This is a genomic window from Arthrobacter sp. Leaf234 (genome assembly GCF_001422665.1).
GTDB lineage: Bacteria > Actinomycetota > Actinomycetes > Actinomycetales > Micrococcaceae > Arthrobacter_D.
In genome coordinates this window covers 1,114,532-1,141,145 of record NZ_LMLU01000001.1, presented here as the reverse complement: position 1 = coordinate 1,141,145, position 26,614 = coordinate 1,114,532, and the positions used below count along the sequence as shown (strand labels likewise).

Annotated in this window: 25 protein-coding genes; 14 read left to right on the top strand and 11 right to left on the bottom strand. The window is 71.1% G+C overall.

Annotated elements, in window-relative coordinates; translation table 11 throughout:
* The first annotated feature begins 29 nt into the window (after positions 1 to 29).
* From ASF21_RS05310 to ASF21_RS05300, 3 genes are all read left to right on the top strand, one after another.
* The gene (locus ASF21_RS05310; RefSeq protein WP_055767729.1) at positions 30 to 830 is read left to right on the top strand and encodes a basic amino acid ABC transporter substrate-binding protein; all 801 of its coding nucleotides are present in this window, start codon (positions 30 to 32) and stop codon (positions 828 to 830) included.
* A 77-nt stretch (positions 831 to 907) separates the two neighbouring features.
* Positions 908 to 1,693, top strand: coding sequence for an amino acid ABC transporter permease (locus ASF21_RS05305; RefSeq protein WP_055767726.1), 786 nt, complete (start codon positions 908 to 910; stop codon positions 1,691 to 1,693).
* Entirely contained in the window at positions 1,693 to 2,457 is a 765-nt protein-coding gene (locus tag ASF21_RS05300) for an amino acid ABC transporter ATP-binding protein (protein ID WP_414826614.1), read from the top strand. Before ASF21_RS05305 ends, ASF21_RS05300 begins: the two co-directional genes overlap by 1 nt.
* Here ASF21_RS05300 and menD read toward each other — a convergent pair whose 3' ends face one another.
* The 3 genes from menD to ASF21_RS05285 all read right to left on the bottom strand — a co-directional run bounded on the left by menD (position 2,458) and on the right by ASF21_RS05285 (position 7,831).
* The gene (menD, locus tag ASF21_RS05295) at positions 2,458 to 4,248 is read right to left on the bottom strand and encodes a 2-succinyl-5-enolpyruvyl-6-hydroxy-3-cyclohexene-1-carboxylic-acid synthase (RefSeq protein WP_055769193.1); all 1,791 of its coding nucleotides are present in this window, start codon (positions 4,246 to 4,248) and stop codon (positions 2,458 to 2,460) included.
* Between the two features lie 98 nt (positions 4,249 to 4,346).
* Positions 4,347 to 6,509, bottom strand: coding sequence for a PhoX family protein (locus ASF21_RS05290; RefSeq protein ID WP_082471244.1), 2,163 nt, complete (start codon positions 6,507 to 6,509; stop codon positions 4,347 to 4,349).
* A gap of 281 nt (positions 6,510 to 6,790) precedes the next feature.
* Positions 6,791 to 7,831 carry an o-succinylbenzoate synthase gene (locus ASF21_RS05285; RefSeq protein ID WP_055767723.1) on the bottom strand — a complete coding sequence of 347 codons (1,041 nt, stop codon included), beginning with the start codon at positions 7,829 to 7,831 and terminating at the stop codon, positions 6,791 to 6,793.
* 112 nt (positions 7,832 to 7,943) lie between these two features.
* Here ASF21_RS05285 and ASF21_RS05280 point away from each other — a divergent pair, with 112 nt between their 5' ends.
* The 3 genes from ASF21_RS05280 to ASF21_RS05270 all read left to right on the top strand — a co-directional run bounded on the left by ASF21_RS05280 (position 7,944) and on the right by ASF21_RS05270 (position 10,716).
* Positions 7,944 to 8,858, top strand: a complete 915-nt coding sequence (locus ASF21_RS05280; RefSeq protein ID WP_055767720.1) for a phosphatase PAP2 family protein — start codon at positions 7,944 to 7,946, stop codon at positions 8,856 to 8,858.
* A 105-nt stretch (positions 8,859 to 8,963) separates the two neighbouring features.
* Positions 8,964 to 10,112: a zinc-dependent alcohol dehydrogenase gene (locus tag ASF21_RS05275; RefSeq protein ID WP_055767715.1), complete on the top strand. Its 1,149-nt coding sequence runs from the start codon at positions 8,964 to 8,966 to the stop codon at positions 10,110 to 10,112.
* A gap of 10 nt (positions 10,113 to 10,122) precedes the next feature.
* Positions 10,123 to 10,716 (top strand): hypothetical protein, encoded by a 594-nt coding sequence (locus ASF21_RS05270; RefSeq protein ID WP_055767712.1) that lies wholly within the window; start codon positions 10,123 to 10,125, stop codon positions 10,714 to 10,716.
* A 54-nt stretch (positions 10,717 to 10,770) separates the two neighbouring features.
* Here ASF21_RS05270 and ASF21_RS05265 read toward each other — a convergent pair whose 3' ends face one another.
* The 5 genes from ASF21_RS05265 to ASF21_RS05245 form a co-directional block, all read right to left on the bottom strand.
* Complete coding sequence (locus ASF21_RS05265) at positions 10,771 to 12,009, bottom strand: MFS transporter (protein WP_055767710.1); 1,239 nt, start codon at positions 12,007 to 12,009, stop codon at positions 10,771 to 10,773.
* Positions 12,010 to 12,178: 169 nt separating this feature from the next.
* A complete protein-coding gene (locus ASF21_RS05260) occupies positions 12,179 to 12,481 on the bottom strand; it encodes a hypothetical protein (protein ID WP_055767707.1) in 303 nt (100 codons plus the stop codon).
* A 183-nt stretch (positions 12,482 to 12,664) separates the two neighbouring features.
* Entirely contained in the window at positions 12,665 to 13,048 is a 384-nt protein-coding gene (gene crcB, locus ASF21_RS05255) for a fluoride efflux transporter CrcB (RefSeq protein WP_055767703.1), read from the bottom strand.
* Entirely contained in the window at positions 13,045 to 13,530 is a 486-nt protein-coding gene (locus ASF21_RS05250; RefSeq protein ID WP_321166880.1) for a CrcB family protein, read from the bottom strand. Before ASF21_RS05250 ends, crcB begins: the two co-directional genes overlap by 4 nt.
* Complete coding sequence (locus ASF21_RS05245) at positions 13,523 to 14,269, bottom strand: dienelactone hydrolase family protein (RefSeq protein ID WP_055767697.1); 747 nt, start codon at positions 14,267 to 14,269, stop codon at positions 13,523 to 13,525. The genes ASF21_RS05250 and ASF21_RS05245 overlap by 8 nt, the downstream gene beginning before the upstream one ends.
* 202 nt (positions 14,270 to 14,471) lie before the next feature.
* Between ASF21_RS05245 and ASF21_RS05240 the strand changes: the two genes are divergently transcribed.
* Positions 14,472 to 15,014, top strand: coding sequence for a GNAT family N-acetyltransferase (locus ASF21_RS05240; RefSeq protein WP_055767694.1), 543 nt, complete (start codon positions 14,472 to 14,474; stop codon positions 15,012 to 15,014).
* Positions 15,015 to 15,047: 33 nt separating this feature from the next.
* On the opposite strand, the gene ASF21_RS05235 is transcribed toward ASF21_RS05240, so the two are convergent.
* Positions 15,048 to 16,925, bottom strand: coding sequence for a glycogen debranching N-terminal domain-containing protein (locus ASF21_RS05235; protein ID WP_055767691.1), 1,878 nt, complete (start codon positions 16,923 to 16,925; stop codon positions 15,048 to 15,050).
* 155 nt (positions 16,926 to 17,080) lie between these two features.
* Here ASF21_RS05235 and ASF21_RS05230 point away from each other — a divergent pair, with 155 nt between their 5' ends.
* From ASF21_RS05230 to ASF21_RS05200, 7 genes are all read left to right on the top strand, one after another.
* Entirely contained in the window at positions 17,081 to 18,151 is a 1,071-nt protein-coding gene (locus ASF21_RS05230) for a LacI family DNA-binding transcriptional regulator (RefSeq protein WP_055767688.1), read from the top strand.
* Positions 18,152 to 18,181: 30 nt separating this feature from the next.
* Positions 18,182 to 19,450, top strand: a complete 1,269-nt coding sequence (locus tag ASF21_RS05225; protein ID WP_055767685.1) for an extracellular solute-binding protein — start codon at positions 18,182 to 18,184, stop codon at positions 19,448 to 19,450.
* 156 nt (positions 19,451 to 19,606) lie between these two features.
* The gene (locus tag ASF21_RS05220; RefSeq protein ID WP_414826599.1) at positions 19,607 to 20,758 is read left to right on the top strand and encodes a carbohydrate ABC transporter permease; all 1,152 of its coding nucleotides are present in this window, start codon (positions 19,607 to 19,609) and stop codon (positions 20,756 to 20,758) included.
* A complete protein-coding gene (locus ASF21_RS05215; RefSeq protein WP_055767682.1) occupies positions 20,755 to 21,660 on the top strand; it encodes a carbohydrate ABC transporter permease in 906 nt (301 codons plus the stop codon). Before ASF21_RS05220 ends, ASF21_RS05215 begins: the two co-directional genes overlap by 4 nt.
* A 182-nt stretch (positions 21,661 to 21,842) precedes the next feature.
* Entirely contained in the window at positions 21,843 to 22,268 is a 426-nt protein-coding gene (locus tag ASF21_RS05210; protein WP_157365745.1) for a hypothetical protein, read from the top strand.
* Between the two features lie 54 nt (positions 22,269 to 22,322).
* The gene (locus ASF21_RS05205; protein WP_055767677.1) at positions 22,323 to 23,327 is read left to right on the top strand and encodes an NAD-dependent epimerase/dehydratase family protein; all 1,005 of its coding nucleotides are present in this window, start codon (positions 22,323 to 22,325) and stop codon (positions 23,325 to 23,327) included.
* Between the two features lie 192 nt (positions 23,328 to 23,519).
* Positions 23,520 to 24,161 carry a hypothetical protein gene (locus ASF21_RS05200; protein ID WP_082471242.1) on the top strand — a complete coding sequence of 214 codons (642 nt, stop codon included), beginning with the start codon at positions 23,520 to 23,522 and terminating at the stop codon, positions 24,159 to 24,161.
* A 21-nt stretch (positions 24,162 to 24,182) separates the two neighbouring features.
* On the opposite strand, the gene ASF21_RS05195 is transcribed toward ASF21_RS05200, so the two are convergent.
* Both ASF21_RS05195 and ASF21_RS05190 read right to left on the bottom strand, forming a co-directional pair.
* Positions 24,183 to 25,091 carry an aldose 1-epimerase family protein gene (locus ASF21_RS05195; protein ID WP_055767674.1) on the bottom strand — a complete coding sequence of 303 codons (909 nt, stop codon included), beginning with the start codon at positions 25,089 to 25,091 and terminating at the stop codon, positions 24,183 to 24,185.
* Positions 25,088 to 26,599 carry an alpha-N-arabinofuranosidase gene (locus ASF21_RS05190; RefSeq protein ID WP_055767671.1) on the bottom strand — a complete coding sequence of 504 codons (1,512 nt, stop codon included), beginning with the start codon at positions 26,597 to 26,599 and terminating at the stop codon, positions 25,088 to 25,090. Before ASF21_RS05190 ends, ASF21_RS05195 begins: the two co-directional genes overlap by 4 nt.
* Positions 26,600 to 26,614: the final 15 nt, after the last annotated feature.

The following is a 26,614-nucleotide window of genomic DNA, read 5'->3' as shown; positions in this document are numbered from 1 at the left end:
TCCATCACGTCCGCACAAGTGAGGCACCCATGCTTTCCAAGAACTACGCACTGCTGGCCGCCCTGGCCGCCGGCACCCTCGCGCTCAGCGCCTGCGGTGGAGGCTCCGACGACGCCGGCTCCGGCACCGCCTCCGGGGAGGCCGGCGGTCTGAGCCTCGTCTCCGAGGGCTCGCTGACGGTCTGCTCGGACATCCCCTACCCGCCCTTCGAGTACGAGGAGAATGGCGAGTACACCGGGTTCGACATGGACCTGATGCGGGAGATCGCCACCGGGATGGGCCTCGAGCTCGCCGTCCAGGACGTCGGCTTCGACGGGCTCCAGAGTGGGGCCGTCCTCGGCGCCGGCCAGTGCGACATCGGCGCGAGCGCCGTGACCATCACGGAGGAGCGCCAGGCGAACCTCGCCTTCTCCGATCCCTACTACGACTCCCTGCAGTCCGTCCTCGTGCCCGAGGACTCGGACATCGCCTCCATCGACGACCTCGCCGGCAAGAAGGTCGGCGTCCAGCAGGGCACCACCGGCGCCCTCTACGCGGAGCAGAACGCCCCCGAGGCCGAGCTCGTCCAGTACCCCTCCGATGCCGAGATGTACGCCGCGATCCAGGCCGGCAACGTCGACGCGCTCCTCCAGGACCTCCCGGTCAACCTCGGCCACACCGAGGACGGCGCCTTCACCATCGCCGAGGAACTGCCCACGGACGAGCAGTACGGTTTCATCATGGCCAAGGAAGGCAGTGAGGAGCTCGTGACCGCCGTCAACGAGCAGCTGACCGCGCTGCGCGACAACGGCACGTACCAGGACATCTACGACACCTACTTCTCGGAGTAGAACCACCGCAGCCCGTGCGGCGTCGACGACGGCGCCGCCCGGGCCCCATCTCCTTCGAAGGAAGGTAGTTCCTCCGCGTGAAACGCTCTACACGCAGACGCCTCACGCAGGGCGTCCTCTACGCGATCTTCGCAGCAGTCATCCTCTTCGTCCTCCTGTCCGCGGACTGGGGGAGGATCCAGCCCTACTTCTTCAACATCGACGTGGCGCGGTCGGCCTTCCCCGAGATCCTCACCATCGCGGCGAAGAACACCATCGTCTACACGGCGATCGCCTTCGTGGGCGGCATGCTGTTCGGGCTCCTCCTGGCGCTGATGAAGCTCTCCCCCGTCCTGCCGTACCGCTGGCTCGCGACCGGGTACATCGAACTCTTCCGCGGGCTGCCCGCCCTGCTCGTGATCTTCGGTTTCGCCTTCGCGGTGCCGATCGCGTTCCAGTGGCAGGCACCGGGCGGCAGCGTGGGTGCCGGCCTGATCGGCCTGATCGTAGTCTCGGCGGCGTACATCGCCGAGACCATCAGGGCAGGCATCGAGGCCGTGCCCAAGGGTCAGGTCGAAGCCGCGCGGTCCCTCGGCATGGGTTCCACGTGGACGCTGGTCACCGTCGTGCTCCCGCAGGCGTTCCGCATCATCACCCCTCCCCTGACGAACGAGCTCGTGATCCTCATCAAGGACACCTCGCTGCTCTTCATCGCGGGTATGGCGATCGGCGACCGTGAACTCACGACCTTCGCCCGCGACTCCCTGACGAACTCGGCGAACGCGACGCCCCTGGTGGTGGCAGCACTGCTCTACCTGGTCATCACGCTCCCGCTCACGCAGCTGGTCGCGAAGCTCGAACGACACAACAAGAGAGGCCGGTGATCCCCGTGGCGCATGCAGCTCCGGGCACCACGGCGGTGCCAGCGATCGAGATCCGCGCACTGTGCAAGAACTTCGGCGAGAACGAGGTGCTCAAGGGCATCGACTTCCATGTGGACCAGGGCGAGGTGGTCTGCGTGATCGGCCCCTCGGGCTCCGGGAAGTCCACCCTCCTGCGCTGCGTCAACCGGCTGGAGGAGCCCACCTCCGGCACCGTCATGGTGGAGGGCATCGACATCACGGACCGCGAGACGGACCTCGACGACGTCCGCACGCGCATCGGCATGGTGTTCCAGCAGTTCAACCTCTTCCCGCACCTCAGCGTGCTGAAGAACCTCACCCTCGCGCAGCAGCGGGCCAAGAAGCGGGGCAGGGCCGAGGCCGTCGAGGTGGCCCGGCGCAACCTCGCCAAGGTGGGCCTCTCCGAGAAGGCGGATGCCTTCCCTGCCCAGCTCTCGGGCGGCCAGCAGCAGCGCGTCGCCATCGCCCGGGCCCTGTCGATGGACCCGGACATGATGCTCTTCGACGAGCCGACCAGCGCCCTGGACCCCGAACTCGTCGGCGACGTGCTGGAGGTCATGAAGCAGCTCGCCCGCGAGGGCATGACGATGATGGTCGTGACGCACGAGATGGGCTTCGCCCGTGAGGTCGGGGACCGCGTGGTGTTCATGGACGGCGGCGTCGTGGTGGAGCAGGGCAGGCCCGAGGACGTCCTCGGGGACCCGCAGCACGAGCGGACGAAGCTCTTCCTCTCGAAGGTGCTCTAGCTAGGAGACCGTCACGTCCGCCACCGCCCGGCGAATCCGTGCGTGGAGGTCCCGGAGGGTGCTGCGGTCGGTGCGCACCTCGAGGATGGAGCGGCCCGAGATGGGCCGCTCCATCGCCGTATCCAGCTCGTCCAGCGTCGTGGCGCGCTCGTACCGGAGTCCGTAGGCGGCCGCGAGCGCGGCCACGTCCACGGTGTGCGGGGTTCCGAACAGGCGTTCGACGGCGGCGCCGTACCGCGCCGTCGTCGCCTCGGCACCGTGCTCGAGCAGGCCGAAGATCCCGCCGCCGCCGTCGTTGAGGACCACGATGTGCAGGTCCGGCTGCGGTTCGCCGCTGCCGAGGAGCAGGCCACCGACGTCGTGCAGGAACGTGAGGTCACCGAGGAGGACGCGGGTCGGGATGCCCGCCGCGAGCGCCACGCCGCTCGCGGTCGAGAGGGTGCCGTCGATCCCGGCCAGCCCGCGGTTGGCGAAGACCTCGAGCGGATGCCAGCCGGTCGAGGCGATCAGATCCATGTCCCGGATGGGGTTGGAGGACCCCAGCACCAGGTTGCCGTCGGTGTGCTCCCAGACTGCATCGGCCACGTCGAGTCCCGTCATCCGCTCCTCGTCGACCAGGAGCGAGCGGATGGCGGCATCGGCCGCTGCCCCTGCCTCGCGCCAGCGCCCGAGCCAGCCCTCCGCCCCGCGACCCGCGAAGGCGATCAGGCCGGGCAGGTCGTCGATGATGCGTTCGGTCCGGCGCCCCTCCTCGAACCAGGCCACGGGCTCGGGCAGGTACAGCGCGTGCTCGACGTCGGCCCGGGCGAGGAGCGCGGTCACCGGACGGGACAGCGTGGGCCGCCCGAACGTGACCACGCGGGTGATCGACGGGCCGAGATGCTCGAGCAGCAGGCGGTAGGCCGGGATGCCACTGCTGCCGAAACGCGCGTTCGACGACGGCTCGGCCAGTAGCGGCAGGTCCAGGTGGGCGGCGAACCCCGCGGCCACCTCGCCGGCACCGTGTCCGGCGACGACGACCGTCGTTCCCTGACCGTCCGTGGAGAGGTCGGAGCGGGACGCGCCCACAGAGCGCGTCGACACCTGCGCGGCGGACTCGGGCGTTCCCGAGCCGGCCGGTGACGCCGATCCGACGACGGACCCACCCCCACCATCCCACCCGTTCGCGGCGGCCGTCCGCCCTTCCGCCTGCACGAGCCGGGCAGATCGGAGGACGTCCAGGTCGTCCGCGTCCGGCACCAGGGGGTCGCGGAAGGCGAGGTTGAGGTGCACCGGACCGGCCGGGCTGGTCGCGGCACCGTCGTCCGGCCGCCCGAGCGCGGCGCGCAGCACGTCGCCGATGAGGCTCGTGGGATCCTCCCCCGCGCCCACATCGACGCCCGCGCGCACGTGGACGCCGAACAGTCCGGGCTGCACCGTCGTCTGGTTCGCGCCGGTCCCGCGGAGCTCGCCGGGCCGGTCCGCGGAGACGACCACGAGGGGCACCGCGGCATGGTTCGCCTCCATCACGGCGGGAAGCAGCTCGCCCACCGCCGTGCCCGACGTCGTCACGACGGCCGCCGGCCGCTGTCCGCCGAGCGCCAGGCCGAGCGCCGTGAAGCCTCCGGTCCGCTCGTCGATGCGCACGTGCAGCCGGACGAGCCCCTCGGCCTCCGCCTCGGCGAGCGCGTAGGCGAGCGGGGCGCTGCGGGATCCGGGGGCGACAACGACGTCGGTCACACCGCCCGCCACCAGGGCCCGCACGGCCCGGGCCGCCGTCACGGCGGAACCGAGGGGGGCTGGAGGGGACATCTCTGAGTCGGTCACCTCTCCATCCTCACATCCCGGACGCGAACGCACCCCCTCCCGACGGGGAGGGGGTGCGTGGGCCGTCCGGGTCGGGGACGGCGCTACTTGCCGTCGCTGGTCCCGCGCGATTCGCTGATGCCGGACTTCGGCCGGGCCTTGCCGGGCGAGCGGCGGCCACGTCCCCTGTGGTCCTCGGCCGGAGCCTCCGCGCCGCGGAACACCTGCACCACCGAGGGGCGGGGAACGGCTGCCTCACCCTTGCTGGGCAGGGCCCCGAGCGGCACGTAGTCCGGGAAGAGCGATGCCTGCTCGGCCCACGTCCCGTCCTCCCCCGGGTGCTGCACGGCCACGAACACACTGCCCTCCTGGTCCCGGATGACGGGCCCGCAGGTCTCGGCGTCGCGCGGGACCGCGAGGAACTGCTGCACACGGCCGCGCTCCGCGCCGACCAGGCCGACCTTGAACAGGCCGTCGTTGAATCCCACCGTCCCGGGCTGGCCGTCCGTGGAGATCCAGAGGTTGCCCTCGGAGTCGAAGGCGACGTTGTCGGGGCAGGAGATCGGCGAGACCTTGTCCTTCGGGTAGCCCGCGAAGTAGGTGGACGGGTTGCGCGCAGGATCACCGCAGACGAGCAGGAGGTTCCACGTGAAGCGCGTGCCTGTCGCGTTGTTGCCGGCCTCGGTGATCTCCACGACGTGGCCGTCGCGGTTCTGCGTGCGGGGATTGGCCTCGTCGGCGATCGCGGTGGAGCCGACGCCGCGGTTGGTGTTGTTGGTGCAGGCGATGTAGATCTTGCCGGAGACGGGATTCGGCTCCACGTCCTCGCAGCGGTCCATCTTCGTGGGGCCCACCTTGTCCGCGGCCAGTCGGGTGTAGACGGCCACGTCGGCCGCCGTCATGCCCGGCACCACGGACGTGTTGTCGATGAGGAGCGGCAACCACTCGCCGACGCCGTCGAAGGCGCCGTCGGAGGGGAGCGTGCCCGTCCCGTCGATCTCGGCGACCGAGTTGCCCTGGAAGCGCGCCACGTACAGCGAGCCCTCGCTGAGCAGCGTCATGTTGGCGCGACGCGCGGCAGGGTTGGTGCCCGGGGTGACCCGGTTCCGGGAGACGAACTTGTAGAGGTAGTCGAAGCGCTCGTCGTCGCCCATGTAGGCGACCACCCGACCGTCGGAGGCCACCGTGACGTTCGCACCCTCGTGCTTGAAGCGGCCGAGTGCCGTGTGCTTCTTCGGGGTGGACGTGGGATCGAAGGGATCCACCTCCACGATGTAGCCGAAGCGGTTCGTCTCGTTCTCGTAGCCGACATTCCGGGTGTCGAAGCGCGGCTCGTCGATCTCCCAGCCGCGGACGGTCGGACGGTTGCTGATGCCGTATCGGCGGTCGCCGGCGCTCGTGCCGGGCGCGACGAAGTAGCCGTTGAAGTTCTCCTCGCCGGAGAGGATGGTGCCCCACGGCGTGGTGCCGCCGGCGCAGTTGCCCAGCGTGCCGAGGATCGTCCGGCCCTCGGGATCGTCCTTGGTCCTGAGGAGGTCCGAGCCTGCAGCCGGGCCAGTCACCTCGTACGGCGTGGTGGTCAGGTAGCGGCGGTTGAGGGCCGCACCCTGCACGTAGGACCAGGGCTTGTTGGCGTTCTTGCGCTCGAGCTCGACGACGGACAGGCCGTGTGCGGCCTTGCCGATCCCGCGCACCTCGGCTGCGGCGAGGGTCGGCGGGACCATGATGTTCTCGTTCGTGTACTCGTGGTTCGCGAAGAGCACGGCACGGCGGCCCTTGCTGCCCTCGATCTCGATGATGTCCGTGTAGTCGCAGTTGTAGCCGAACTGCAGCGCCTGCGCTGCTGCGGTCTGGTTGGCGGCGTCGAACCTCGGCGAGCCGGCGAACAGGGGATCTCCCCAGCGGATCACCGGCTTCCAGCCGTAGCCCTCGGGAACGGTCATGTCATCCACCAGGGCGTCCACGGGTGCGATGGGGGTGAAGGCCAGCTTGCCCGCCGGTTTCCCGGGCCTCCCCGGGGCGGCGACGGCGGACCCGGCGCCGGTCTGGGTGCCGACCAGGAGCGTCAGTGCTCCGGCAGCGCCCACGCCGAGCGCGCTGCGGCGCGAGAACTCGCTGCCGGCGATGTCACGGAAGTAGGTGTTCCTCGACGTGTTGCAGACCGCGTCGGAGCACGCATTGTCACACTTCAGGGCGCAGGTCACGGCACTGCGCTTGCCCTTGGTGTGGCCGAGCATGGGCAGCAGGCGGCGCGTGGTGTCAGTCATGGGGGTGGTACCTCTCAAGAAGATGAACGGCGTTCGCCCCTCACCCTGCCGAGACCACCTGAACAGCCGTGGTGCGTGCCGGTGAACGCCGGGTTAACGACGCCGGAACAGGGCCTGCCCGTCAGCCTTCGGGGAGCACCGCATCCCGCAGCGCCGCGTCGAGCACCACGGTCCGGGGCCGGGCCTCGGCTGCCGAAGCCGCCACAGGGTGTTCCTCCCACGACGACGCTGGACGGTCCACCCCAGACCGCTCGCATCGACCGCGTCCTCCCCGCGTGTGGTCACTCCGCGTCGCCCGCGGCGGACCTCCAGTCCCGCGCTGCGAGGACCGCATGGGTCCGGGCGAGCCGCTCCAGCCACCAGGACCGACGGTCTCCGTCGGCTGCGAACCGCAGCAGTCGTTCTTCACGCACGTCGACGTCACGCACGGGCAGGTGACCGCCCTCGGGCACCAGCGAGGCGTCCGTGACGTCGCCCTCCATGAGCGAGACCGTGGCCAGGCCGCAGGCGAACGGCAGGTCGGGCAGCGCTGCCGCGAGCGCGACGCCGGAACGGATCCCCACCGAGGTGTCCAGGGCGGAACTGACCACGGCCGGCAGCCCGGCCCGGCGGATGATGTCGAGCGCCCGCCGCACTCCCCCGAGCGGTGCGGCCTTGACCACGAGGACGTCGGCCGCATCCTCGCGCGCGACCAGCAGCGGATCCTCCTGCCGCCGGACGCTCTCGTCCGCCGCGACGAGGATCCCGGACCCGCGGCGCCGGAGTTCCAGCCGGACGGCCCGGAGGCCGGGGATGTCGGCGACCGGCTGCTCCACGTACTGCAGCCCGGACGGCGCCAGGGCATCGAGTGCCATGAGCGCCTCCGCGACCTCCCAGCCGCCGTTCGCGTCCACCTTGATGCCGGCGTCGGGTAGGAGCCGGCGGACCTCCGCCACGCGGGCGACGTCGTCGCGCAGGTCCTGTCCCCGCTCCGCCACCTTGACCTTGACCGCGCCCACCGGCCCGAAGCGGGCGAGGACGCCCTCCACCGCCTCCGGCCCGACGGCGGGGACGGTCGCGTTCACCGGCACGGAGTCGCGGACGGATGCAGGGAACCCTGCCCAGGCCGCCTCGACGGCGGAGGCCAGCCACGGCGCGGACTCGGCGTCGTCGTACTCGAGGAAGGGGCAGAACTCCCCCCAGCCGGCGATGCCCCGGAGCAGGAGTGCCTCGCGATGCAGGACGCCGCGGAACTTCACCCGCATGGGGATGGACACCACGCGGGCCGAGGACAGCAGGTCCCCGAGCGACGGCAGGGGCAGGGGTGCGGTCGGTGGCGTCACGCCCTCAGGCTACGGCAGCCCCCCGCGGCCCCGGAACGGCAGGCGGACACGCCTCAGGACGAGGTCACAGGACGGTGACGGAACTCCGAGGTCGATGTGGAACGATTGACCGATGACCACGCAGCGGACCAGGACGACGGCCCGGGCGGCGCGCTCGCCGTTCGTCTTCGTGCTGGCCGCAGCCGCCTGCGCGGCGGCTCTCGGCTGGACCTACTGGGCCTTCGTCCGGACCACGACGGGGCAGTTCGCGGACGAGTCGGCCTGGCAGGAGGCAGGGGTGGCGGCGCCGGACACGCAACTGCCCTTCCTGCGGTTCCTCGACACGCTTCCCGCCATCTCCGTGGTCCTCGCCGCGGCGGCCATCCTCTTCGTGGTGCTGCGGCGGCAGCGGTACGGGGCGGCGGTGGTCGCCGTCGCCGTCGTCCTCACCTCGAACCTGACCACCCAGGTGCTGAAGAATCTCGTCTTCGACCGCCCGGACCGGGGCGTCGCCACGCTCGCGTTCAATTCATTACCCTCCGGGCATACAACTCTGGCGGCATCGGCGGCAGCGGCCGTCTTCATCATCATGACCCCCCGCTGGCGTCCCTTCGCCGCCGCTGCGGGTGGTGCCTACTCCGTCCTCGCCGGGGTGGCCACGTTCATCAACCTGTGGCACCGTCCGGCGGACGTGGTCGCGGCTCTTCTCGTCGTCGGCACCTGGACGCTCATCGGCGGCCTCATCATCATGCGCACGGGCGATCACTGGAACCGGTGGGAGGGATTCGGCAGCGGGTGGGGCTCGTCGCGCGGCTGGCTGGTGCTCTGCTGGATCCTGGGCCCGGGCGGCATGCTCGTGTCCGCCGTCCTGTACGTGTCCGTCCAGGCAGCCGGCCCGGCCGCCGTGCCGGGGACCGCGACCGTCCCCCTCTTCTTCTGGTGGGGGCTGACGTGGATCGTCGGCGTGGGCTTCACCCTCTCAGGGGCCGCGGGCTGGCTGTTCGCCGCCCAGGCGCGCCGCACGCCGCCCACCGACCGCCGGCGTTAACACACTCCGCGGTCCTCCGCACGCGCTTTCCGTCCCCTGCTCCTTGTTGAAGCACTGCACCGTCCGGTGCCACGCTGACCGGACGAGCGACGAAAGAGGCGACGGATGAGAGCCATGGTCTACCGCGGTCCCTACACGATCCGCGTCGAAGAGAAACCCATGCCGACGATCGAACACCCGAACGACGCCATCATCCGGGTGACGACGGCGGCCATCTGCGGTTCGGACCTGCACCTGTACCACGGCCTCATGCCGGACACCCGGATCGGCCACACGTTCGGCCACGAGTTCATCGGGGTGGTCGAGGAAGTGGGCCCGTCGGTGCAGAACCTGCAGCGCGGGGACCGCGTGATGGTCCCCTTCAACGTCTACTGCGGATCCTGCTACTTCTGCGCCCGTGGGCTGTATTCGAACTGCCACAACGTCAACCCGAACGCGACGGCGGTCGGCGGCATCTACGGCTACTCGCACACCACGGGCGGGTACGACGGCGGGCAGGCCGAGTTCGTGCGCGTTCCCTTCGCCGATGTGGGACCGGCCATCATCCCGGACTGGATGGACAGCGAGGACGCCGTGCTGCTCACGGACGCCCTCGCGACGGGCTATTTCGGGGCGCAGCTCGGCGACATCGTCGAGGGTGACACCGTGGTGGTCTTCGGTGCGGGACCCGTGGGCCTCTACGCCGCGAAGTCCGCCTGGCTGATGGGCGCGGGGCGCGTGATCGTCGTCGACCACCTCGAGTACCGGCTCGAGAAGGCGCGCACCTTCGCCCACGCCGAGACCTTCAACTTCGCGGAGTACGACGACATCGTGGTCGAGATGAAGAGGACCACGGACTGGCTCGGGGCCGACGTCGTCATCGACGCCGTCGGGGCCGAGGCGGACGGGAACTTCCTCCAGCAGGTCACCGGGACCAAGCTCAAACTGCAGGGCGGTTCGCCGATCGCGCTCAACTGGGCGATCGACGCTGCCCGCAAGGGCGGCACGGTGTCCGTCGTCGGCGCCTACGGGCCCATCTTCAGCGCCGTGAAGTTCGGGGACGCGCTCAACAAGGGCCTCACGCTGCGCATGAACCAGACACCGGTGAAACGGCAGTGGCCGCGCCTCTTCAGCCATATCCAGAACGGCTTCCTCAAGCCGAACGACATCGTCACCCACCGGATCCCGCTGGAGGACATCGCCGAGGGGTACCACCTGTTCTCGGCCAAGCTCGACAACTGCATCAAGACCCTCGTCATCGCGGACCCCAGCTAGGAGGCACACCATGTCGACGACGCCGTCCACCCCCTACGTCGCGAACAAGCCGAAGGACGTCCCCTCCCCGGAGGCTCTCCGTGCGCGCATCCCGGGCTGGGGTGCGGACCTCGACCCGAAGGACCGGCCCTCCTACCCCCGCGAGGTGTACGACCCCGCGGGCACGGGCGCGCACTGGGACTACCCCGAGGAGCAGCAATCGGGCCGGGAGGGCCGGGAGCGTTCGATCGAGCACGGGCAGCTGACGCCGGTCTTCGGCACCAGCGCACCGCTGCACGGCGTCTCCGGCCGGATCCGCCGGTACGCCTACCGCTACAGCGAGGGGCGCGCGGCGCACTGGCTCATCCTGATCGGGGCCGACCGGGTGGATGCCTGGGGGGCGCACCTCCGATCCCTGGTGTCCCTCCGTCCGGACAACCCGGTGACCGAGACAGGGGTCCTGGCGGAAGGACGGTTGCACGGCATCGCGTCGCGCCTCGGGAAGAGGCGCGCCGACGTCAACCACCAGTGGCTCGACCCCCTCATCGTGGGCGGTCCGTGGGTCATGGCGACGGCAGGAGCCGTTCTGGCGGCGCGGGTGATCCGGCGTCGCGCCCGGCGCTGACGAGGGCCAGGTCACGGCAACGGCCGGAGCGTAATCGGCCGCACGGCACATGCCTCAGCCCCGCGGCACCGCCGGTGCCGCGGAGCCCGGTGCAGCGCGCGGGATCCAGTACCAGAGCACGGCAGCACCGAGGAAGCCGAGGGCGGCCGTCGCCCAGATGCCCGCGGACAGGGTCGCCAGCGCCGTGACCAGGGACAGGAGTGCGGGTCCGGACATGTTCCCCACATCCGTGAACAACCGCCAGATGCCGAGGAACTGCGGACGGCCGGGCGACGGCGAGAAATCGGCGCCGAGCGTCATCACGATGCCCGAACCGATGCCGTTGCCGAACCCGATGAGCAGCGCCACCAGCAGCAGGCCGACCGCGTCCGCGGTGAACGGCAGCAGCGTCAGGGACGTGCCCATGATGAGCATGCAGGGCACGGCGATCCAGCGGCGGCCCTTGACGTCCATGATCTTGCCGGACGGGTAGAAGATCAGCATGTCGATGGCGCCCGAGAGACCGTAGATGAGCGCCGTCGACGAGGCGTCCAGCCCGATGCTCTCCGCCCAGAGCGGGAGGACGGCCTGACGCGTCGCCCGCACCGCGGCGATCAGGAGGACACCGACACCGACCGTGACGAAGATCCGGGAGTGGCTGCGCATGACGGACCGCACGGTCGGCGCGGGCGGAGGCGCCAGCGCCGCCCCGACGGGCGACTGCGCGGTGAGGGCCAGGCGGCCGGGAGCTCCGAGCTCGGGGACGCGCCAGCTGAGGGCCGCGGCTGCGATGCTCGCGACCCCGCCGACCCAGTAGGCGCCGTCCAGGCCGTACACGGCCATGGCGAGGGCCGCGGCGAAGGGGCCGATGAACACGCCGATGCGCGTCACGCCGCCCAGGGTCGAGAGCGCGCGTGCTCGGAAATGAGCCGGGACGGCCTCGGTGAGGTAGCTCTGCCGGGCGAGGCCGAACACAGCACCGGCCATGCCGACCATGAACACCGCGGCGGCGAAGACCGGCAGGGTCGGTGCAGCGAGCGCCAGGAACATCGCGGCCGCGCACCACAGCGCTGCTCCCACGAGCGCCTTCCGCTCCCCGAAACGGGTGGCGATCAGGGTGGCCGGGACATTCGTGACGAGGGACCCGATCCCGGACAGCGTGATGACGAGGGCCGCTGTCGCCACGTCTGCTCCGAGGTCCCGCGCCGTCAGGGCGATGACGGGCAGGATGGCGCCTGTCGCGACCCCGTAGAGCAGCGACGGCCCGTACGACCCGACGGCGATCGATCGGAGGTCGAAAGTTTCCCTGGGCACCGTTCCACCCTAGTCCGAGAGCCGGCATCGGGCGCGGTCGATGTCCTCGCGACGGCAGACCACCACGGGATCATGGCGACGGAGCGCGACGACGAGGCGGCACGAGGGCGTGAGGACGAGGGGACCGCGGCCCTGGACGGAGTGGACCCGCGGCTCACAGCTTCCCCGCCTACTCGCCGCCGGCGTCACCCGCGTCGGCGCCCGCCCCGAACGAATCCGAGGCCCCGAAGGACGCGGGCAAGCCACCCTGCGGATCACCGTGGCTGGACGTCACGAAGGCGTGCAGGGAGTCACCCGCCCGCAGCACCGAGGCATCCGTGTAGTCGGGAGGGCCCTCCTCCAGGACCAGGGCGGGGAGCGGGGCGCAGGCGATGGCCGTGCCGGCCGCAGCAGGCCACGGCACACGGGTGGCGAGATCGTCGGCCTCCACGGCCGGCGCCGCAGGAAGATCGGGCTGCAGGTCCTGGTCCACGCTTACCTCCTCGTCAGGCACCACTCTCAGGGTGCGCTGTCTCGATGGTCCCGCGTCCAGCGGAGGAGTCAAGGGGTCCCGGCTCCTCGACGAAGGAGGGTGCGCCCGCCCTGCCGGGAGCAATCCGGAGGACGCGGCATGTCAGCGGGCGCGGACATGGCTGGAGGGCAGGGATACCGGGGTCTAGCCGGCCAGGAGGAATCCCGCCCACAGCCCGAGGCCGGCTGCGGCCAGCGCCATCACCGCCGTGCCGAGTCCGGAGAGGACGGCAGCGCGGATCCGACCAGCCTGCACCAGCCGGACGGTCTCATTGCTCGCCGTGCTGAAGGTGGTGTAGCCGCCGAGGAATCCGGTCCCGGCGATGAGCGTCCACTCCGGCGGGAGGGCCGCCGCCAGGGCGATCCCGACGAGCAGGCCAAGGAGCAGGGAGCCGGAGATGTTGACGGTCATGGTGCCGACCGGGGCCGCCCCGTGCACGCGCGAGCGGATCGTCCCGTCGAGCACGTAGCGGGCCACGGACCCCAGTCCGCCCGCGAGACCGACGGCCAGCACGACGGCCGCGCTCATCGCCCGGACCCGAGATGGTGCTGTTCACCGGTCGTGCGCCCGCTGTGCCCGACGGCGATGCCGGCCGCCGTCGCCACCAGTCCCACGAGGACCGACACCGCCAGGTAGCCGAGTCCTGCGAGGAGGCGCCCGTCGGACACCAGGAGTGCCGTGTCGACGGCGAGCGCGCTGTAGGTCGTGAACCCACCCAGGAACCCGGTGCCGAGCACGAGCCTCAGCGCCCGGCGCCGTCCCACGTCGGGCCCTCGGCGCGCGAGCGCCTCGAGCAGCACTCCGAGGGCGAACGCGCCGGTGACGTTGATCAGGAGGATACCGAGCGGCAGGCCACCCGGAGCCGGGAGCACCTCGGCCAGGCCGAACCGGGCGAGCGTGCCGGCCGTGCCGCCCATGAGGACCAGCCCCAGGTACCGCAGACGGAGGTGGACCGGGCGCCGCCCGGCGGGAGGCCGGGCAGCGCCCGGTGCGTCGCCGCGATCAGGCAACGTGCCGCGCGAGGAACTCCAGCGTGCGCTGCCAGGCGTCCTCGGCCGGAGCAGCCCGGTAGGCGAAGCGGTTGGAGTCGTTGAAGAAGGCGTGCCCGGCCGCCGGGTAGACGACGGCGGTGAAATCGACCCCGGCGTGCTGCATCGCCGCCTCGAGGGCCGGCAGCTCCTGGAGGAGTCCGTCGTCGTCCTGCCCGTAGAACGCGAGGACGGGCGCCTCGATGCGCCCGAGCTCTTCCGCGGTGAACGTGGCGTGTCCGTAGAACGGCACGCTCGCGAGGAGGCGTGGCTCGTGCACGGCGAGGGAGAAGCTGTACGTCCCCCCGAAGCAGAAGCCGATGACGCCCACGCGCCCGGCCACGTCGGCGTCGTCGAACAGGTGGGAGAAGCAGGCCCGCACGCGCTCGGTCGTGAGGGCGCCGAACTCGGGACTGCCCAGGGGCGCGAGGAGCGCACGCAGCGTCGGCTGCACCTCGTTCCGCGCCTCGTCGTCGGGCCCGGCCAGCGCCTCCCCCAGGCCCAGGGTCTTCTCCTCGGTGATGCCCTGGTCGGCGAGGAGATCGGGCGCGACCACGACGTAGCCCTCACGCGCGAAGCGGTCGGCGACATCACGCGTGTGGCCGACGAGCCCCCACACCTCGTGCACGAGCACGAGCCCGCCCCGGACCGGTCCCTCCGGCCGGACGACGTAGGCGGAGACGGTCCCGGAAGGGGTGTCGATGTCCTGGAGAGCGCTCATTCGCCTAGGCTTGCACGCTTCGTGATGCTGCGCCAACCACCCGACCGGTTGTCGGTGATGACGGTGCGGCCGATCTCCCACCGGCATGGGGGCAGGGTGCGATGTCGCCGTCGATGGCCCAGGCGCTCCGCACTGTCCCCCCCTCTCCGGCGGCGACCGTTCCGACGGCGGGACGGGCGGGTCCGGCCGTCGCTCGGCTACGATGGCGCGGGTGTCCACCACCCTGCCCTCGGGGACGACCCTGCGCCTTCTCGTGTCCACGGACGCGGCTGAGCTCGCCGCCGCGTATCGCCGGAACCGCGCGCACCTGGCGCCGTGGGAACCGCTGCGGGAGGAGGGCTTCTTCACCGCCGACGGTCAGGCCGGTGCGGTGGCCGCCCGCCTCGCCGGCCTCGCGTCAGGGACGGACGCGCCCTGGGTCCTCGAGGCGGAGGGCCGGATCGTCGGAACAGTCACCCTCTCCGGGATCGTCCGCGGCCCCTTCCTCAGCGCCCATGTGGGCTACTGGGTGGACGCCGCGCTGCAGGGACGGGGCGTCGCGTCGGCGGCATTCCGGGAGGTCCTCACCGTGGCCCGCGACGACCTCGGACTGCACCGCGTGCAGGCATCGGTGCTGCCGCACAACACCGCGTCCCCGGCACTCCTCGACCGGGCCGACTTCACCCTGATCGGATCGGCGCCGTCCTACCTCCGGATCGCGGGGCGATGGCAGGACCACCTCCTGTACCAGCGCATCCTCGCCTGATCGGGCCCGGCTCCGGACGCCGGTAACGGCCCGTCAGAGCGCGCCGAGGGCCTGCGCGATCGGCACGGCGGAAGCGGCGGCCCAGGCCTGCGGACGGCACGACGCCGGGTACGGCACCGGGCGCTCGACGTCGGCCGCAGCGTGGCCGGAGAACAGCTCCGGCAGCCGCCAGTCGAAGCCCTCGGCCGCGTCCAGCAGACCGTTCGCCAGCTCGGCGGCCGCCTCCACGAACCCCGCCCGCAGCATGCCGCCGATGATGATGCCGGTGTCATGGCTCCACACGGACCCCGCGTGGTAGCGCGTGGGCCAGTAGCCGCCGTTCGTCGTCGAGACCGTGCGGATCCCGTAGCCGGAGAACATGGCCGGGCCGAGGAGGCGTGCGACCACGTCGGCCTCCTCCTCCCCCGTCAGGATGCCCGTGCCGAGGAGGTGGCCCATGTTGCTGGTGACGCCGTCGACCGCTCGCTTCTGCGCATCGAGGGCGATGGCGGGGTAGGAACCCGCCCCGTCGGAGCACCAGAACTGCTGGCGGAAGCGCGCCGCAAGCGAGGCGGCGTAGCTGCGCCAGGCCGTCGCGCCGGGCCGGCCGAATGCCTCAAGCAGCGCGGCGCCACCCATCGCCGCCTCGTAGGCGTAACCCTGCACCTCGCTGAGGGCGATCGGCCCGTCGGCCAGGGAACCGTCATGCCAGCGGATGGAGTCCCCGGAATCCTTCCAGCCCTGGTTGGCGAGGCCGTGGCCGCTCGTGTCCAGGTACTCCAGGAAGCCGTCACCGTCGGAGTCGCCGAAGTCCCGGAGCCAGGCGAGCGCGAGCTCCAGCGGGTCGAGGAGCGGCAGGACGACGTCGTCGCCGAGTCCTGCGCGCCAGGCATCGTGCAGCAGGATGATCCACAGTGGGGTCGCGTCGATGGTGCCGTAGTACACCGGTGGCAGGACGATGCCCGTGCCCCCCTCCTCGAACTGCAGCGTGCCGCGGCGCACCTCGTGGAGGATCTTGCCGGGCTGCTCCGCCGACGAGGGATCGCTCACGGCGCCCTGTCGCGCGGCGAGTGCCCGGAGGGTCGTCCCCGCGAGGTCGGTGGAGAGCGGCAGCAGCATGCGGGCCGCGATGAGGGAGTCGCGGCCGAACATCGTGAAGAACCAGGGAGCGCCCGCCGCGAGGAAGGTGGCGGAGGGGTTGTCCGCAGCAGCCATCCGCAGGCCGTTGAGGTCGGAGACGGAGCGGGTGAGGAGATGCCCGATGCGGCGGTCCCGGGTGTGCCGGACCTGCGGAACCTGCAGGAGCCGCCCAGCGGGAGCGACCATCGGAGCCCCAGCATCGTGCAGGTGCAGGGTGAACCCGGCATCCGCCGAACCGCCGGCCGCGACGGTGAGCCGCCAGGTGAGCGTGACGGCGCCGTCCTCGAAGGTGACGTCCGCCGTGCCTGCATCCAGGTGCGCCACGGTGTCCCCGGTGCGCCAGGTCCAGCGGAGCGCCTCCAGTGCCAGGGGTGCGCCCGCCTCCTGGCCGGACTTCACCTTCTCCATGGGCGTGCTGTCCGCAAGGAGCGTGCAGGCGAGCTCCACGGGCAGCGGGGCGTCGAGCGCCGAGTCCAGCCGGAGGCGCTCACCGACCCCCTGCGCCGTCGCGGTCCTGGTCCTCGTCAGCTGGACGAGCGGATCGGCTCCCGCGCCCTCCACCCGGACCAACGAGAGGAAGCGGATCTCCTGACCGGACACCACCTGCGTGCTCACCCAGTCGGGCTCGGTCCCGCCAACGGTGAGGAGGGTGCTGCTGATGACGCGATCGTCCCCGCAGAAGATCCCCTGCGCGCCGTCGCGCCTGATCTGCCCGTGCGGATCGGACCACGCCTGCACCGGGGCGCTGAACACGCCGGTGAGGTCGTGCAGGAACGGCTGGAGGTGCGCCATCGGATCTCCTCGGGGTCGGTCCGGTTGTCCACCCTAGCGAGGATGCCGGTTTTTGATCGTTCACATCAACCATTGACAGCGTATTTGAACGTTCATACTCTTGTAAACGTCGCATCACACCCGGTGCTCCGACGACGGAGGGGAGGCAGGACGGCATGGCGAAGACCACGCTCGTGACCCTGGCAGATTCCCTCGGGGTCTCCCGCCAGACCATCTCCAACGTCATCAATGCCCCGCACCGCGTCAAGCCGGCCACCCGGGAACGCGTCGAGGCTGCGATCGCCGCGAGCGGTTACCGGCCGAGCGCTGCCGCCCGGCAACTCCGCACGCGGCGGTCCATGAACCTCGGGCTGCGGCTCATGCCCGTGCACGACGGCATCAACGGCTCCATCCTGGACCGCTTCCTGCACTCCCTCACCGAGACCGCGCAGCGCGAGGGCTACCGCCTCACACTCTTCAGCGCGGACTCCGACGCCGACGAGATCGGCCAGTACGAGGAACTCCTGCAGGTCGCCGACATCGACGGGTTCGTCATCACCGGTACGCACCACGGGGATCGCCGCACGGCCTGGCTCATGGACCGCGACATCCCCTTCGCCGCGTTCGGCCGCCCCTGGAGCGAGACGGAGGATCCGTTCCTCAGCCGCCACGCATGGGTCGACGTCGACGGTGGCGCCGGCACGGCCGAAGCCACCGCGCTCTTCCTCGCCGAGGGCCACACCTCCGTCGGCTTCCTCGGCTGGCCGAGCGGTTCCGGGGCGGGCGACGACCGTCGGGCGGGATGGCAGCGCACGCTCGCCGCGGCCGGTGTCGGGACGGCGCGCATCCTCGAACTCACCGCCTCGATCGACGACGGCATCCAGACCGGGGCCGTCGCGACGCGGCACCTCATCGCCGCGGGGGCGACGGCGATCGTCTGCGCGAGCGACTCGCTCGCCCTCGGTGCTGCCGCCCAGCTGCGCGAGGCCTTCCCCGACCGCCCGGCAGCCGTGACGGGCTTCGACGACACACCCGTCGCCGCAGCCGTCGGCCTGTCCAGCGTGGCGCAGCCCATCGAGGACGCGGCCCGCCACGCGATCGCCGTCCTCACCCACCAGCTTGCGGAAACAACAGCGGCGGGCGCCGGCGCGCCCGCGCCGGACAAGCACCTGCTACTGCCGGCGACGCTGGCACGACGAACGTCCTACCCGCTCGGCGGTGACATCTCCACCGTCGGCAGCTCCTGACAGCACCACCTCCCACGAAGGACACAGACAATGACGACTGGCAACCATCGCACCCCCCGGCGCCTCGCCGCCGCGGCCCTCGTGGCCGCGGGAGCGCTCACCCTCTCCGCCTGCAGCGGAGGATCGGGATTCTCCGATGCCGGCGAAGGATCCGGCGACCAGACCGAGCCCACCGATGCTCCCCTGACCGTCCTGATCGGCTCCTCCGGCACGGCCGAGACCGACGCCGTCACCAGCGCGGTCTCCGACTGGTCCGGTGAATCCGGCATCGAGGCGACCGTGAACGTGGCCTCGGATCTCCCCCAGCAGCTCAGCCAGGGCTTCGCCTCCGGTGATCCTGCCGACGTCTTCTACGTCTCCGCCGATGCCTTCGCCGGGTACGCGGCGAACGGGTCCCTGGAGCCCTACGCCGAGGACCTCGCGGCGAAGGACGACTTCTACCCCGCCCTCCGCGAGGCCTTCACCTACGAGGACACGCTGTACTGCGCACCCAAGGACTTCTCCACCCTCGGACTCGTGATCAATGACCAGCTGTGGTCCGCCGCGGGGCTGACCGACGAGGACATCCCCACCACCTGGGACGAGCTGGCCGACACCGCCGCGACCCTCACGAAGGACGGCACCACCGGGCTCGCCTTCAGCCCCGAGTTCCAGCGCGTCGGCGCCTTCGCCGCCGCGGCGGGCGGTGGACTCGTCACCGACGGCGAGGCGACGGCGAACAGCACGGAGAACGTCGAGGCGCTCACCTACGTGCAGCAACTCCTGGACGATGGCGTAGCCGCCTACTCCTCGGACCTCGGCGCGGGATGGGGCGGCGAGGCCTTCGGCAAGGGCCAGGCCGCCATGGTCATCGAGGGCAATTGGATCGCCGGCGCCATGAGCGCGGACTACCCCGACGTCGAGTACTCGATCGCCGAGCTGCCCGAGGGCCCCGCCGGGAAGGGAACCCTGCAGTTCACCAACTGCTGGGGCATCGCGGCCGACAGCGAGAACATCGCCGGCGCCCGTGAGCTGGTCGAGCAACTGACCTCCGCGGACAGCCAGCTCGCCTTCGCCCAGGCCTTCGGCGTCATGCCGTCCATCCAGTCCGCCGCGGACCAATGGTCGACCGAGTACCCGGATCTCGCGCCCTTCATCGCCGGTGGCGACTACGCGCAGAACGTGCCGGCTCAGCCCGGGGCCGTGGACGTCATCGCCGAACTGAACGCGCAGCTGGAGAGCCTCCGCACGGCCGACCCGCAGCAACTCCTCGACGGCATCCAGCCGGACCTCGAAGCCGTCCTCGCCGACGCCCGGTAGACCGGCCCACAGTCCCCGCGGCAGCGACCGGACCGCAAGCCGGTCGCTGCCGCGGTCCACACCGACCCGGCCTGCACGGCCGGGCCGCAGCCGTCGCCCCGAGGGTGACGGACTCCCAGGACGACCCCTGCAACATCGCTGCGAAGGAGCACGCCGGTGGCATCATCGACCATCCCCCGAGGAACCGCCGGCACCACCCGACGCCGCACCCCTCGGGGACGACAGGGACTGACGGGCTGGCTGTTCATCTCGCCCGTCGTCGTGATCCTCGGGCTCTTCCTCGTGGTCCCCGTCCTCATGGCGGCCTGGGTCAGCGTCTCCGACTGGACCGGCAGGGGCAGTCCCCTGTCGGGGTCGGTCGGCTTCGTCGGGACCGAGAACTACGCAGCCATCCTCGACGGCGAGGGCCTCACCTCCCGTGACTTCGGGACCTCCATCCGCAACAACCTCTACTACGTCCTGCTCGTGGTACCCCTGCAGACCGCTCTCAGCATCTTCCTCGCGGTCCTCGTCAACCGGCAGGTCCTGCGCGGCCGAGGCTTCTTCCGCACCGCCTTCTACTTCCCGTCGGTCACCAGCTCCGTAGCCATCACGGTGCTCTGGCTGTTCCTCTTCAGCTCGACGGGCGTGGTGAACCGCATCCTCTCCTTCGTGTCGGTCACCGGGCCCAACTGGTTCCAGGACCCGCGCGGCGTGATCCACGTGGTCCTCGCGGCCGTGGGCGTCGGCACGGCTCCGGGAGCGCTGCAGGAGCCCGGGTTCCTCGGCATCTCCGGCTGGGAATGGCTCGCCGGGCCGTCCGTGGCCATGAGCGCCTTCATCCTCATGGCGATCTTCACGACCTCGGGGACGTTCATGCTCCTGTTCATCGCGGCCCTGCAGAACATCAGTGGTGAGGTGCAGGAAGCCGCGATGGTGGATGGTGCCAACGGCTGGCAGCGGTTCTGGCTGGTCACCCTGCCGATGCTCCGGCCCACCCTGTTCACCGTGCTGACCCTCGGCCTGATCGGATCCTGGCAGGTGTTCGACCAGATCTACACCGGTACTCAGGGCGGCCCGGCGAAGACGACGCTCACGCCCGCCTACCTCTCCTTCAGCTCGGCCTTCAACAACCAGCGCTGGGGTGAGGGAGCGGCGATCGCTTTCATCCTCTTCGCCATCATCGTGGTCCTCACTCTGCTGCAGCGGTTCGCGCTCCGGGAGCGCGACGTGCCCCGGCGGCGCCGCATGGTGCCGGTGACCGTGTCCTCCACGGGGGCGCGGACCGCGTCCAGCCCCGCCGAGCCCGTCGGGGAGGTACGGCGATGAGCCAGCTCGCCACCCGACCGGCCACGCCCACCCCGCCGTCGTCGCCCTCGCCCGGGCGGAAGCGCGGCAGGTCCGCCGGGACGGGCCGCCGGGCGCTGTTCCTCTACGCCCTGCTCGCCGTGCTGGCGCTCATCTACATCCTGCCGTTCCTCGTGCAGGTCTCGAGCTCGTTCAAGACCGAACCCGAGGCCGCCCAGAACCCGCTGGGACTCGTACCGCAGAACTGGACCTCCGCGGCCTACACGCAGCTCTTCGCGGCGTCCGACTTCCCGACCTGGGCGGGGAACTCGTTCATCGTCACCCTGTTCGTCACCGCGGGCCGCGTGTTCTTCAACTCCCTCGCCGGCTATGCGCTCGCGCGCATCCCCTTCCGGGGCCGCGGGCTGGTGTTCGCGCTGCTCATCGCGGTGATGGCGGTACCGGGTGTGGTCCTGCTGATCCCCAAGTTCCTCGTGATCAACCAGCTCGGCATCTACGACTCCTATCCCGGGATGATCCTGCCACTGCTCGCGGACGCCGCCGGCGTGTTCATCATGAAGAACTTCTTCGAATCCATCCCCGTGAGCGTCGAGGAGCAGGCGCGGATCGACGGCGCCGGGACGTTCCGCACTTTCTGGTCCGTGGTTCTGCCCATGGCGCGGCCGGCGGTGATGACGATCGTCATCCTGTCCTTCCAGGGGTCCTGGAACGAGCTCAACCACTTCATCGTCTCCACGCAGGACCCGGGGCTCACCACGCTGACCAAGGGCGTGGCCCAGCTCTCCTCGGGGCAGCTGAGCCAGGGTACGCAGTACCCGCTGAAGCTCGCGGCTGCGGCCCTCATGACCGTTCCGGTGGCCATCGTGTTCTTCGTGTTCCAGAAGCGCATCATGAACGCCTCGGCCGGCGCCGTGAAGGAATGACACTGCGGAGGGTCCGGCTCGGAACAGGGAACGGGCGCAGTCCCGCACGTCGGCAGGGCTGCGCCCGGTGTGCACCCCTGGCACGGTCGCCCGAACCGGCCTGATCGGCCCGCCCCCTCGGGCCGGTCCTCCGGGACACGCGGCGCCGGCAGCGCCGCCAGGCGGAACAGCGGGTACCATCGGTGCCACCACCCTCAGTCAACGACGACGGACGCGTGATGGCTTCTAGACTCCTCGTACCACTCGGCCTGCTCAGCACCTCCCTCGGGATCCTCGCGCTCTTCGCGGGCATCCGGGGCTACCCGTTCCTCCTTCTCGCCGCGGGCGGGATGGTCCTGGCGCGCTCCTGTTTCTCCACCGGCGTCCCCGCCGCGATGCGCGCCGACCCTGCGCCCGGTCCGCAGTTCGCCCTGCCAACGGTCCCCGCATGCCCGCCGGAGCGGCTGTGCGAGGCCAGGACGCTCGCCGCGCGCCTGGCGCGGGCGGCGAGCGAGGACCACGGCCCGGACGCGGGGTGGAGGGCAGCTGCTCCGGACGCGCCGATCGCCGGCAGGGCACGGGTCCTCGCGGACGCTGCGGTGCCGCGCTCCGGCCGGTCGACCCCGTGACGGCGCCCTCGAGCGCAAAGCCGTGAGGCGCACGGTGCGGTGGGTCGGGGCGTCATGAGACGCGTGCTGATCCTCGGTGGCACGGCCTGGCTCGGCAGGGAACTCGCGGCGCGGTCCCTCGACGAGGGGGACGAGGTGACCTGCCTGGCGCGCGGCACGGCGGGGCCGCCACCGGCAGGAGCCGTCCTCATTGCAGCCGACCGCGCGGATCCCGCCGCCTACCAGGCCGTCGCCTCCGAGGACTGGGACGAGGTCGTCGAGATCTCGTGGGACGTGCAGCACGTCTCCGGCGCCCTGGCCGCCCTGGCCGAGCGCGCCGCCCACTGGACGCTGGTGTCCTCGTGCTCGGTGTACGCCTCGAACACGCAGCCCGGGGCGGACGAAGCTGCCGCCCTCGTCGACGTCGGGGTCGGGGCTGATCCCACGGACTACGCCACGGCGAAGGTCATGTGCGAGCAGGAATCGCGCAGGGTCCTCGGAGAACGGCTGCTCACCGTCCGCGCGGGGCTGATCGCCGGTCCCGGCGACGGCAGCGACCGTTTCGGCTACTGGATATCGCGCTTCGCCCTGGCGGGCGACGGCGCCGTGCTGGCACCCACCCTCGCCGGCCGCTTCGTCCAGGTCGTCGATGTCCGGGACCTCGCGGCGTGGACCGTCGACGCCGGCCGTGCGGGGACCACGGGATCGATCAACGCGGTGGGCGAGGAGACCTCCTTCGGCGACATGCTGGGCCAGGCGCGCTCGGTCGCGGGACATACCGGTGCGGTCGTCGAGGCGCCGTCGGACTGGCTGCTGGAACAGGGCGTGACCCACTGGGCGGGCCCGCGATCGCTCCCGCTCTGGCTGCCCGAGGACTTCTCCGGCTTCAGCCGGCGCAGCAACGCCGCCTTCAGGGCCGCGGGAGGAACCTTGCGGGACCTTCGGCGGACCCTCGAGGACACGCTCGACGACGAGCGCGCGCGGGGACTGACGCGCCACCGGCGATCAGGTCTGACGCGCCGGGAAGAACTCGACCTGCTGCGCTCGCTCGAGGAGCGCCCGCGCGTCCTCGGCCAGTAGCCCTCGACCCGGCTCACCGGGCGGACGGAGCAGGGCCAGGCCGTGTCCTGCCGGCGAAGGCCTCCCCCGGCGACACGACGGCCACGGATGCCGGCCCTGCCGTCGAGCCATCCCGGCGCTGTGAAGTTGCTGTGCATCCGCCGGTCGGACCGCAGGACGGGGAACACCGCGCGGGAACCTCCCGTTGGAGGTGTGTCCCCTCTCGTGAAAGGCACGTCGCTGCGCATCCTCCTCATCGGTATCGACGGCTCCGGCAAGAGCACGGCAGCGCACGAGCTGGAGCGGGCCCTCGTGCGCCGGGGGCAGGACGCCGCCGTCTTCAGGAACCCGGCCGGCCGCCGGACGATGGCCGGCTGGTGGGCCCGGCTCGGACACGTACCGGGTCCGCGAGTCCTCGACGCACTCGAGACGGTCGCCCGGGTGGTCAACGTCCTGCGCAACGAGATGCGGATGCGGACCTACGACGGCGTCGCCGTACTGGACCGGGGCCTCGAATGCCAACTGGCGCTCCGCGCGGCCCGGGGCCTGCCGCGCGGCGTGATGGTGCCCTGGCTCCTCGGCCTGCTCCCCGCCGCGGACGTCGTCGCCTTCGTCGACGTCCCGGTCGGCGTGGCCGTCGACCGCGTGAGGCTCCGCGCCACCGACGAGGAGGACCCGGCGGACCTGGCGGCACTGGAGGCCGGGTACCGTGCCCTGCCCGAGTTCGCCTCGTTCACGGCCGTCGACGCATCGCGGTCCCTGCCCGATGTGCTCGACGACCTGCTCGCGCTCGTCGACGGCGGAAGCGCCGCATCCGGGAGCGACCGCCGGCTCGCGGTCTCACGCACTCCGTAGGGATCCGCCCGGCGCCGCCGGCTAGAGCGCGCTGATCGTCCAACCCGTCCGGTGCGTCTGCCCGGGCTCGAGCACCACGAGGTCCTCCCCGGAGTTGAACGCCTCCGGCGGACAGGTCATGGGTTCGACGGCGAGACCGAGGCGCGTGCTCTCGGGCTTCTTCGGGAGGTCCGCGGTGTGGATCTGGACCCAGGGGCAGCTCCCGTCCCACGTCATCGCCGCCCCCGTCCCATCGGCAGGGTCCATGAGGCGCACGGTCGCGAGCCCCGCGGCGTCACGCTGGATCCCGGTGAACGCGTGGTCGATCTGCACGTTCCCGAGGGCGTGCGCCGAACGGAAGTCGAAGGGCGTCCCGTCCACGTCCTCCCTGCCGACGGGCAGGAGACGGTCGGGAGTCACGGTCAGCACCGTCGCGGCGGGGAGTTCGAGCACCCAGTCGTCGAGCGCGGAGGTGCCCGCGACCAGGTACGGGTGGGGGCAGACCCCGTAGGGAGCCCGGCCGGATCCCGTGTTCAGCGCTGTGACCTCGGTCCGGAAGCCGTCCGGGCCGATGCCGAAGCGCGCGTGCAGCGCGACGGTGAAGGGGTACGCCTCGCTCGGCTCGATGGTGCAGCCGAGCGTCACGCTGGAGGCCGTGTGCTCCACGAGCGTCCAGGGGATGTCGAAGACGAGTCCGTGGAGGGCCGTGCCCCGCTCGGGCTCGTTGATCGGCAGTTCGTGATCGACGCCGTCGAACGTGTAGCGCCCGTCGGCGATCCGGTTGGGCCAGGGAGCCACGAAGGCGCCGCGGAAGTTGGGCATGTCCTCGTCGGGGCCGAAGCCGACCACGAGGGGGCGGCCCTCGAACGTCAGTTCACGGACGGCGGCACCGAGACCGAGGACGACGGCCGCATAGCCGTCGCCCTCGATCCTGTATTCGGGGTGGTTCATGCGAGGGCTACGGCCGTCCATGACACGGGTGGCAGCGTGACGGTGACGGCGCCGCCGTCGAGCGTCGCCGTGGTGTTGGGCTTCATGGTCACGCGCTCGGGCTCCTCGAGAGTGTTCTTGGCATACACGTCCGTATCGTACAGCGACTCGGCGCTGACGCCGGTGAAGCCCTCGAGGGCCGCGATGTCGATCGTCACGATGATCTCCTCGGTCTGTGAGCGGTTGACCAGGAAGACGGCGGCGGTACCTGCGGCGTCGTCGTGCGTCGCCACGGCGTCCACGAGCGGGACGACGCCGTACTCGGCGCTCTCGTACGTGCCGGCGTCCAGCTTCAGTTCGAGGACGGAGCCCTGCGCCCGGCGTGAGGTGATGGCGAACGGGTAGAAGGTCGTCTGGCGCCACGCCGGGCCGTCCGGCTCCGTCATGATCGGCGCGATCACGTTCACGAGCTGCGCCAGCGACGCCGACGTCACGCGGTCCGCGTGCTTGAGCAGCGAGATCATCAGGTTGCCGAACACGACGGCGTCCGCCACCGAGTAGCAGTCCTCCAGCAGGCGCGGGGCGACCGGCCAGTTGTCGAGGCCCTGGATCTTGTCGACGTTCTCGAAGCGGCTGATGTACCAGACGTTCCACTCGTCGAAGGAGATGTTGATGGTCTTCGAGCTGCCGCGGACGGCCTTCACGTGGTCGGCGGTGGCGACCACCGATTCGATGAAGTGGTCCATGTCCACGGCGGAGGCGAGGAACGAGGCGAGGTCGCCGTTCTTCTCCTCGTAGTAGGCGTGGCAGGAGATGTAGTCGACGTCGTCGTACGTGTGCGAGAGGACCACGCGCTCCCACTCGCCGAAGGTCGGCATGTGGGCGCTGGAGGATCCGCAGGCCACGAGCTGGATCGACGGATCGAGCTGGCGCATGGCCTTGGCGGTGCGGGAGGCGAGCTTGCCGTAGTCCTCCGCGGAGCGGTGCCCGAGCTGCCAGGGACCGTCCATCTCGTTGCCGAGGCACCAGATCTTCACGTCGAACGGGTCGGGCCGCCCGTCGGCCATGCGCTGGTCGGCGAGTGCCGTGCCCTTGGGCAGGTTCGCGTATTCGAGCAGTTCGAGGGCCTCGAGCGTGCCGCGCGTCCCGAGGTTCACCGCGAGCATGAGGTCGCTGCCCACCTTCCGCAGCCAGGAGGCGAACTCGTGCATGCCGACCTGGTTCGTCTCCGTGGAGTGCCACGCGAGATCGAGGCGCGTGGGGCGCTCCTCGCGCGGGCCCACGCTGTCCTCCCAGCGGAAACCGGAGACGAAGTTGCCGCCCGGGTAGCGGATGGTCGAGACACCCATCTCCCTGACCAGTTCGACGACGTCCTGGCGGAAGCCTTCGTCGTCGGCCGTGGCGTGGCCGGGCTCGTAGATGCCGTCGTACACGTGGCGGCCGAGGTGTTCGACGAAACCGCCGAAGATGTTGCGGTTGATCGGCCCGACCGTGAAGTGGGGGTCGAGGGTGAGGCGTGCGTTCTGCATCGAACTACTTTCTGC

What these genes read in the sequence shown, in the direction of transcription:
- ASF21_RS05310 (WP_055767729.1), top strand. Translation starts at nt 30, where the DNA reads ATGCTTTCCAAGAACTACGCACTGCTGGCCGCCCTGGCCGCCGGCACC.
- menD (WP_055769193.1), bottom strand. Translation starts at nt 4,248, where the DNA reads ATGTCCCCTCCAGCCCCCCTCGGTTCCGCCGTGACGGCGGCCCGGGCC.
- ASF21_RS05290 (WP_082471244.1), bottom strand. Translation starts at nt 6,509, where the DNA reads ATGACTGACACCACGCGCCGCCTGCTGCCCATGCTCGGCCACACCAAG.
- ASF21_RS05280 (WP_055767720.1), top strand. Translation starts at nt 7,944, where the DNA reads ATGACCACGCAGCGGACCAGGACGACGGCCCGGGCGGCGCGCTCGCCG.
- ASF21_RS05275 (WP_055767715.1), top strand. Translation starts at nt 8,964, where the DNA reads ATGAGAGCCATGGTCTACCGCGGTCCCTACACGATCCGCGTCGAAGAG.
- ASF21_RS05270 (WP_055767712.1), top strand. Translation starts at nt 10,123, where the DNA reads ATGTCGACGACGCCGTCCACCCCCTACGTCGCGAACAAGCCGAAGGAC.
- crcB (WP_055767703.1), bottom strand. Translation starts at nt 13,048, where the DNA reads ATGAGCGCGGCCGTCGTGCTGGCCGTCGGTCTCGCGGGCGGACTGGGG.
- ASF21_RS05245 (WP_055767697.1), bottom strand. Translation starts at nt 14,269, where the DNA reads ATGAGCGCTCTCCAGGACATCGACACCCCTTCCGGGACCGTCTCCGCC.
- ASF21_RS05240 (WP_055767694.1), top strand. Translation starts at nt 14,472, where the DNA reads ATGGCGCGGGTGTCCACCACCCTGCCCTCGGGGACGACCCTGCGCCTT.
- ASF21_RS05235 (WP_055767691.1), bottom strand. Translation starts at nt 16,925, where the DNA reads ATGGCGCACCTCCAGCCGTTCCTGCACGACCTCACCGGCGTGTTCAGC.
- ASF21_RS05230 (WP_055767688.1), top strand. Translation starts at nt 17,081, where the DNA reads ATGGCGAAGACCACGCTCGTGACCCTGGCAGATTCCCTCGGGGTCTCC.
- ASF21_RS05225 (WP_055767685.1), top strand. Translation starts at nt 18,182, where the DNA reads ATGACGACTGGCAACCATCGCACCCCCCGGCGCCTCGCCGCCGCGGCC.
- ASF21_RS05215 (WP_055767682.1), top strand. Translation starts at nt 20,755, where the DNA reads ATGAGCCAGCTCGCCACCCGACCGGCCACGCCCACCCCGCCGTCGTCG.
- ASF21_RS05205 (WP_055767677.1), top strand. Translation starts at nt 22,323, where the DNA reads ATGAGACGCGTGCTGATCCTCGGTGGCACGGCCTGGCTCGGCAGGGAA.
- ASF21_RS05195 (WP_055767674.1), bottom strand. Translation starts at nt 25,091, where the DNA reads ATGAACCACCCCGAATACAGGATCGAGGGCGACGGCTATGCGGCCGTC.
- ASF21_RS05190 (WP_055767671.1), bottom strand. Translation starts at nt 26,599, where the DNA reads ATGCAGAACGCACGCCTCACCCTCGACCCCCACTTCACGGTCGGGCCG.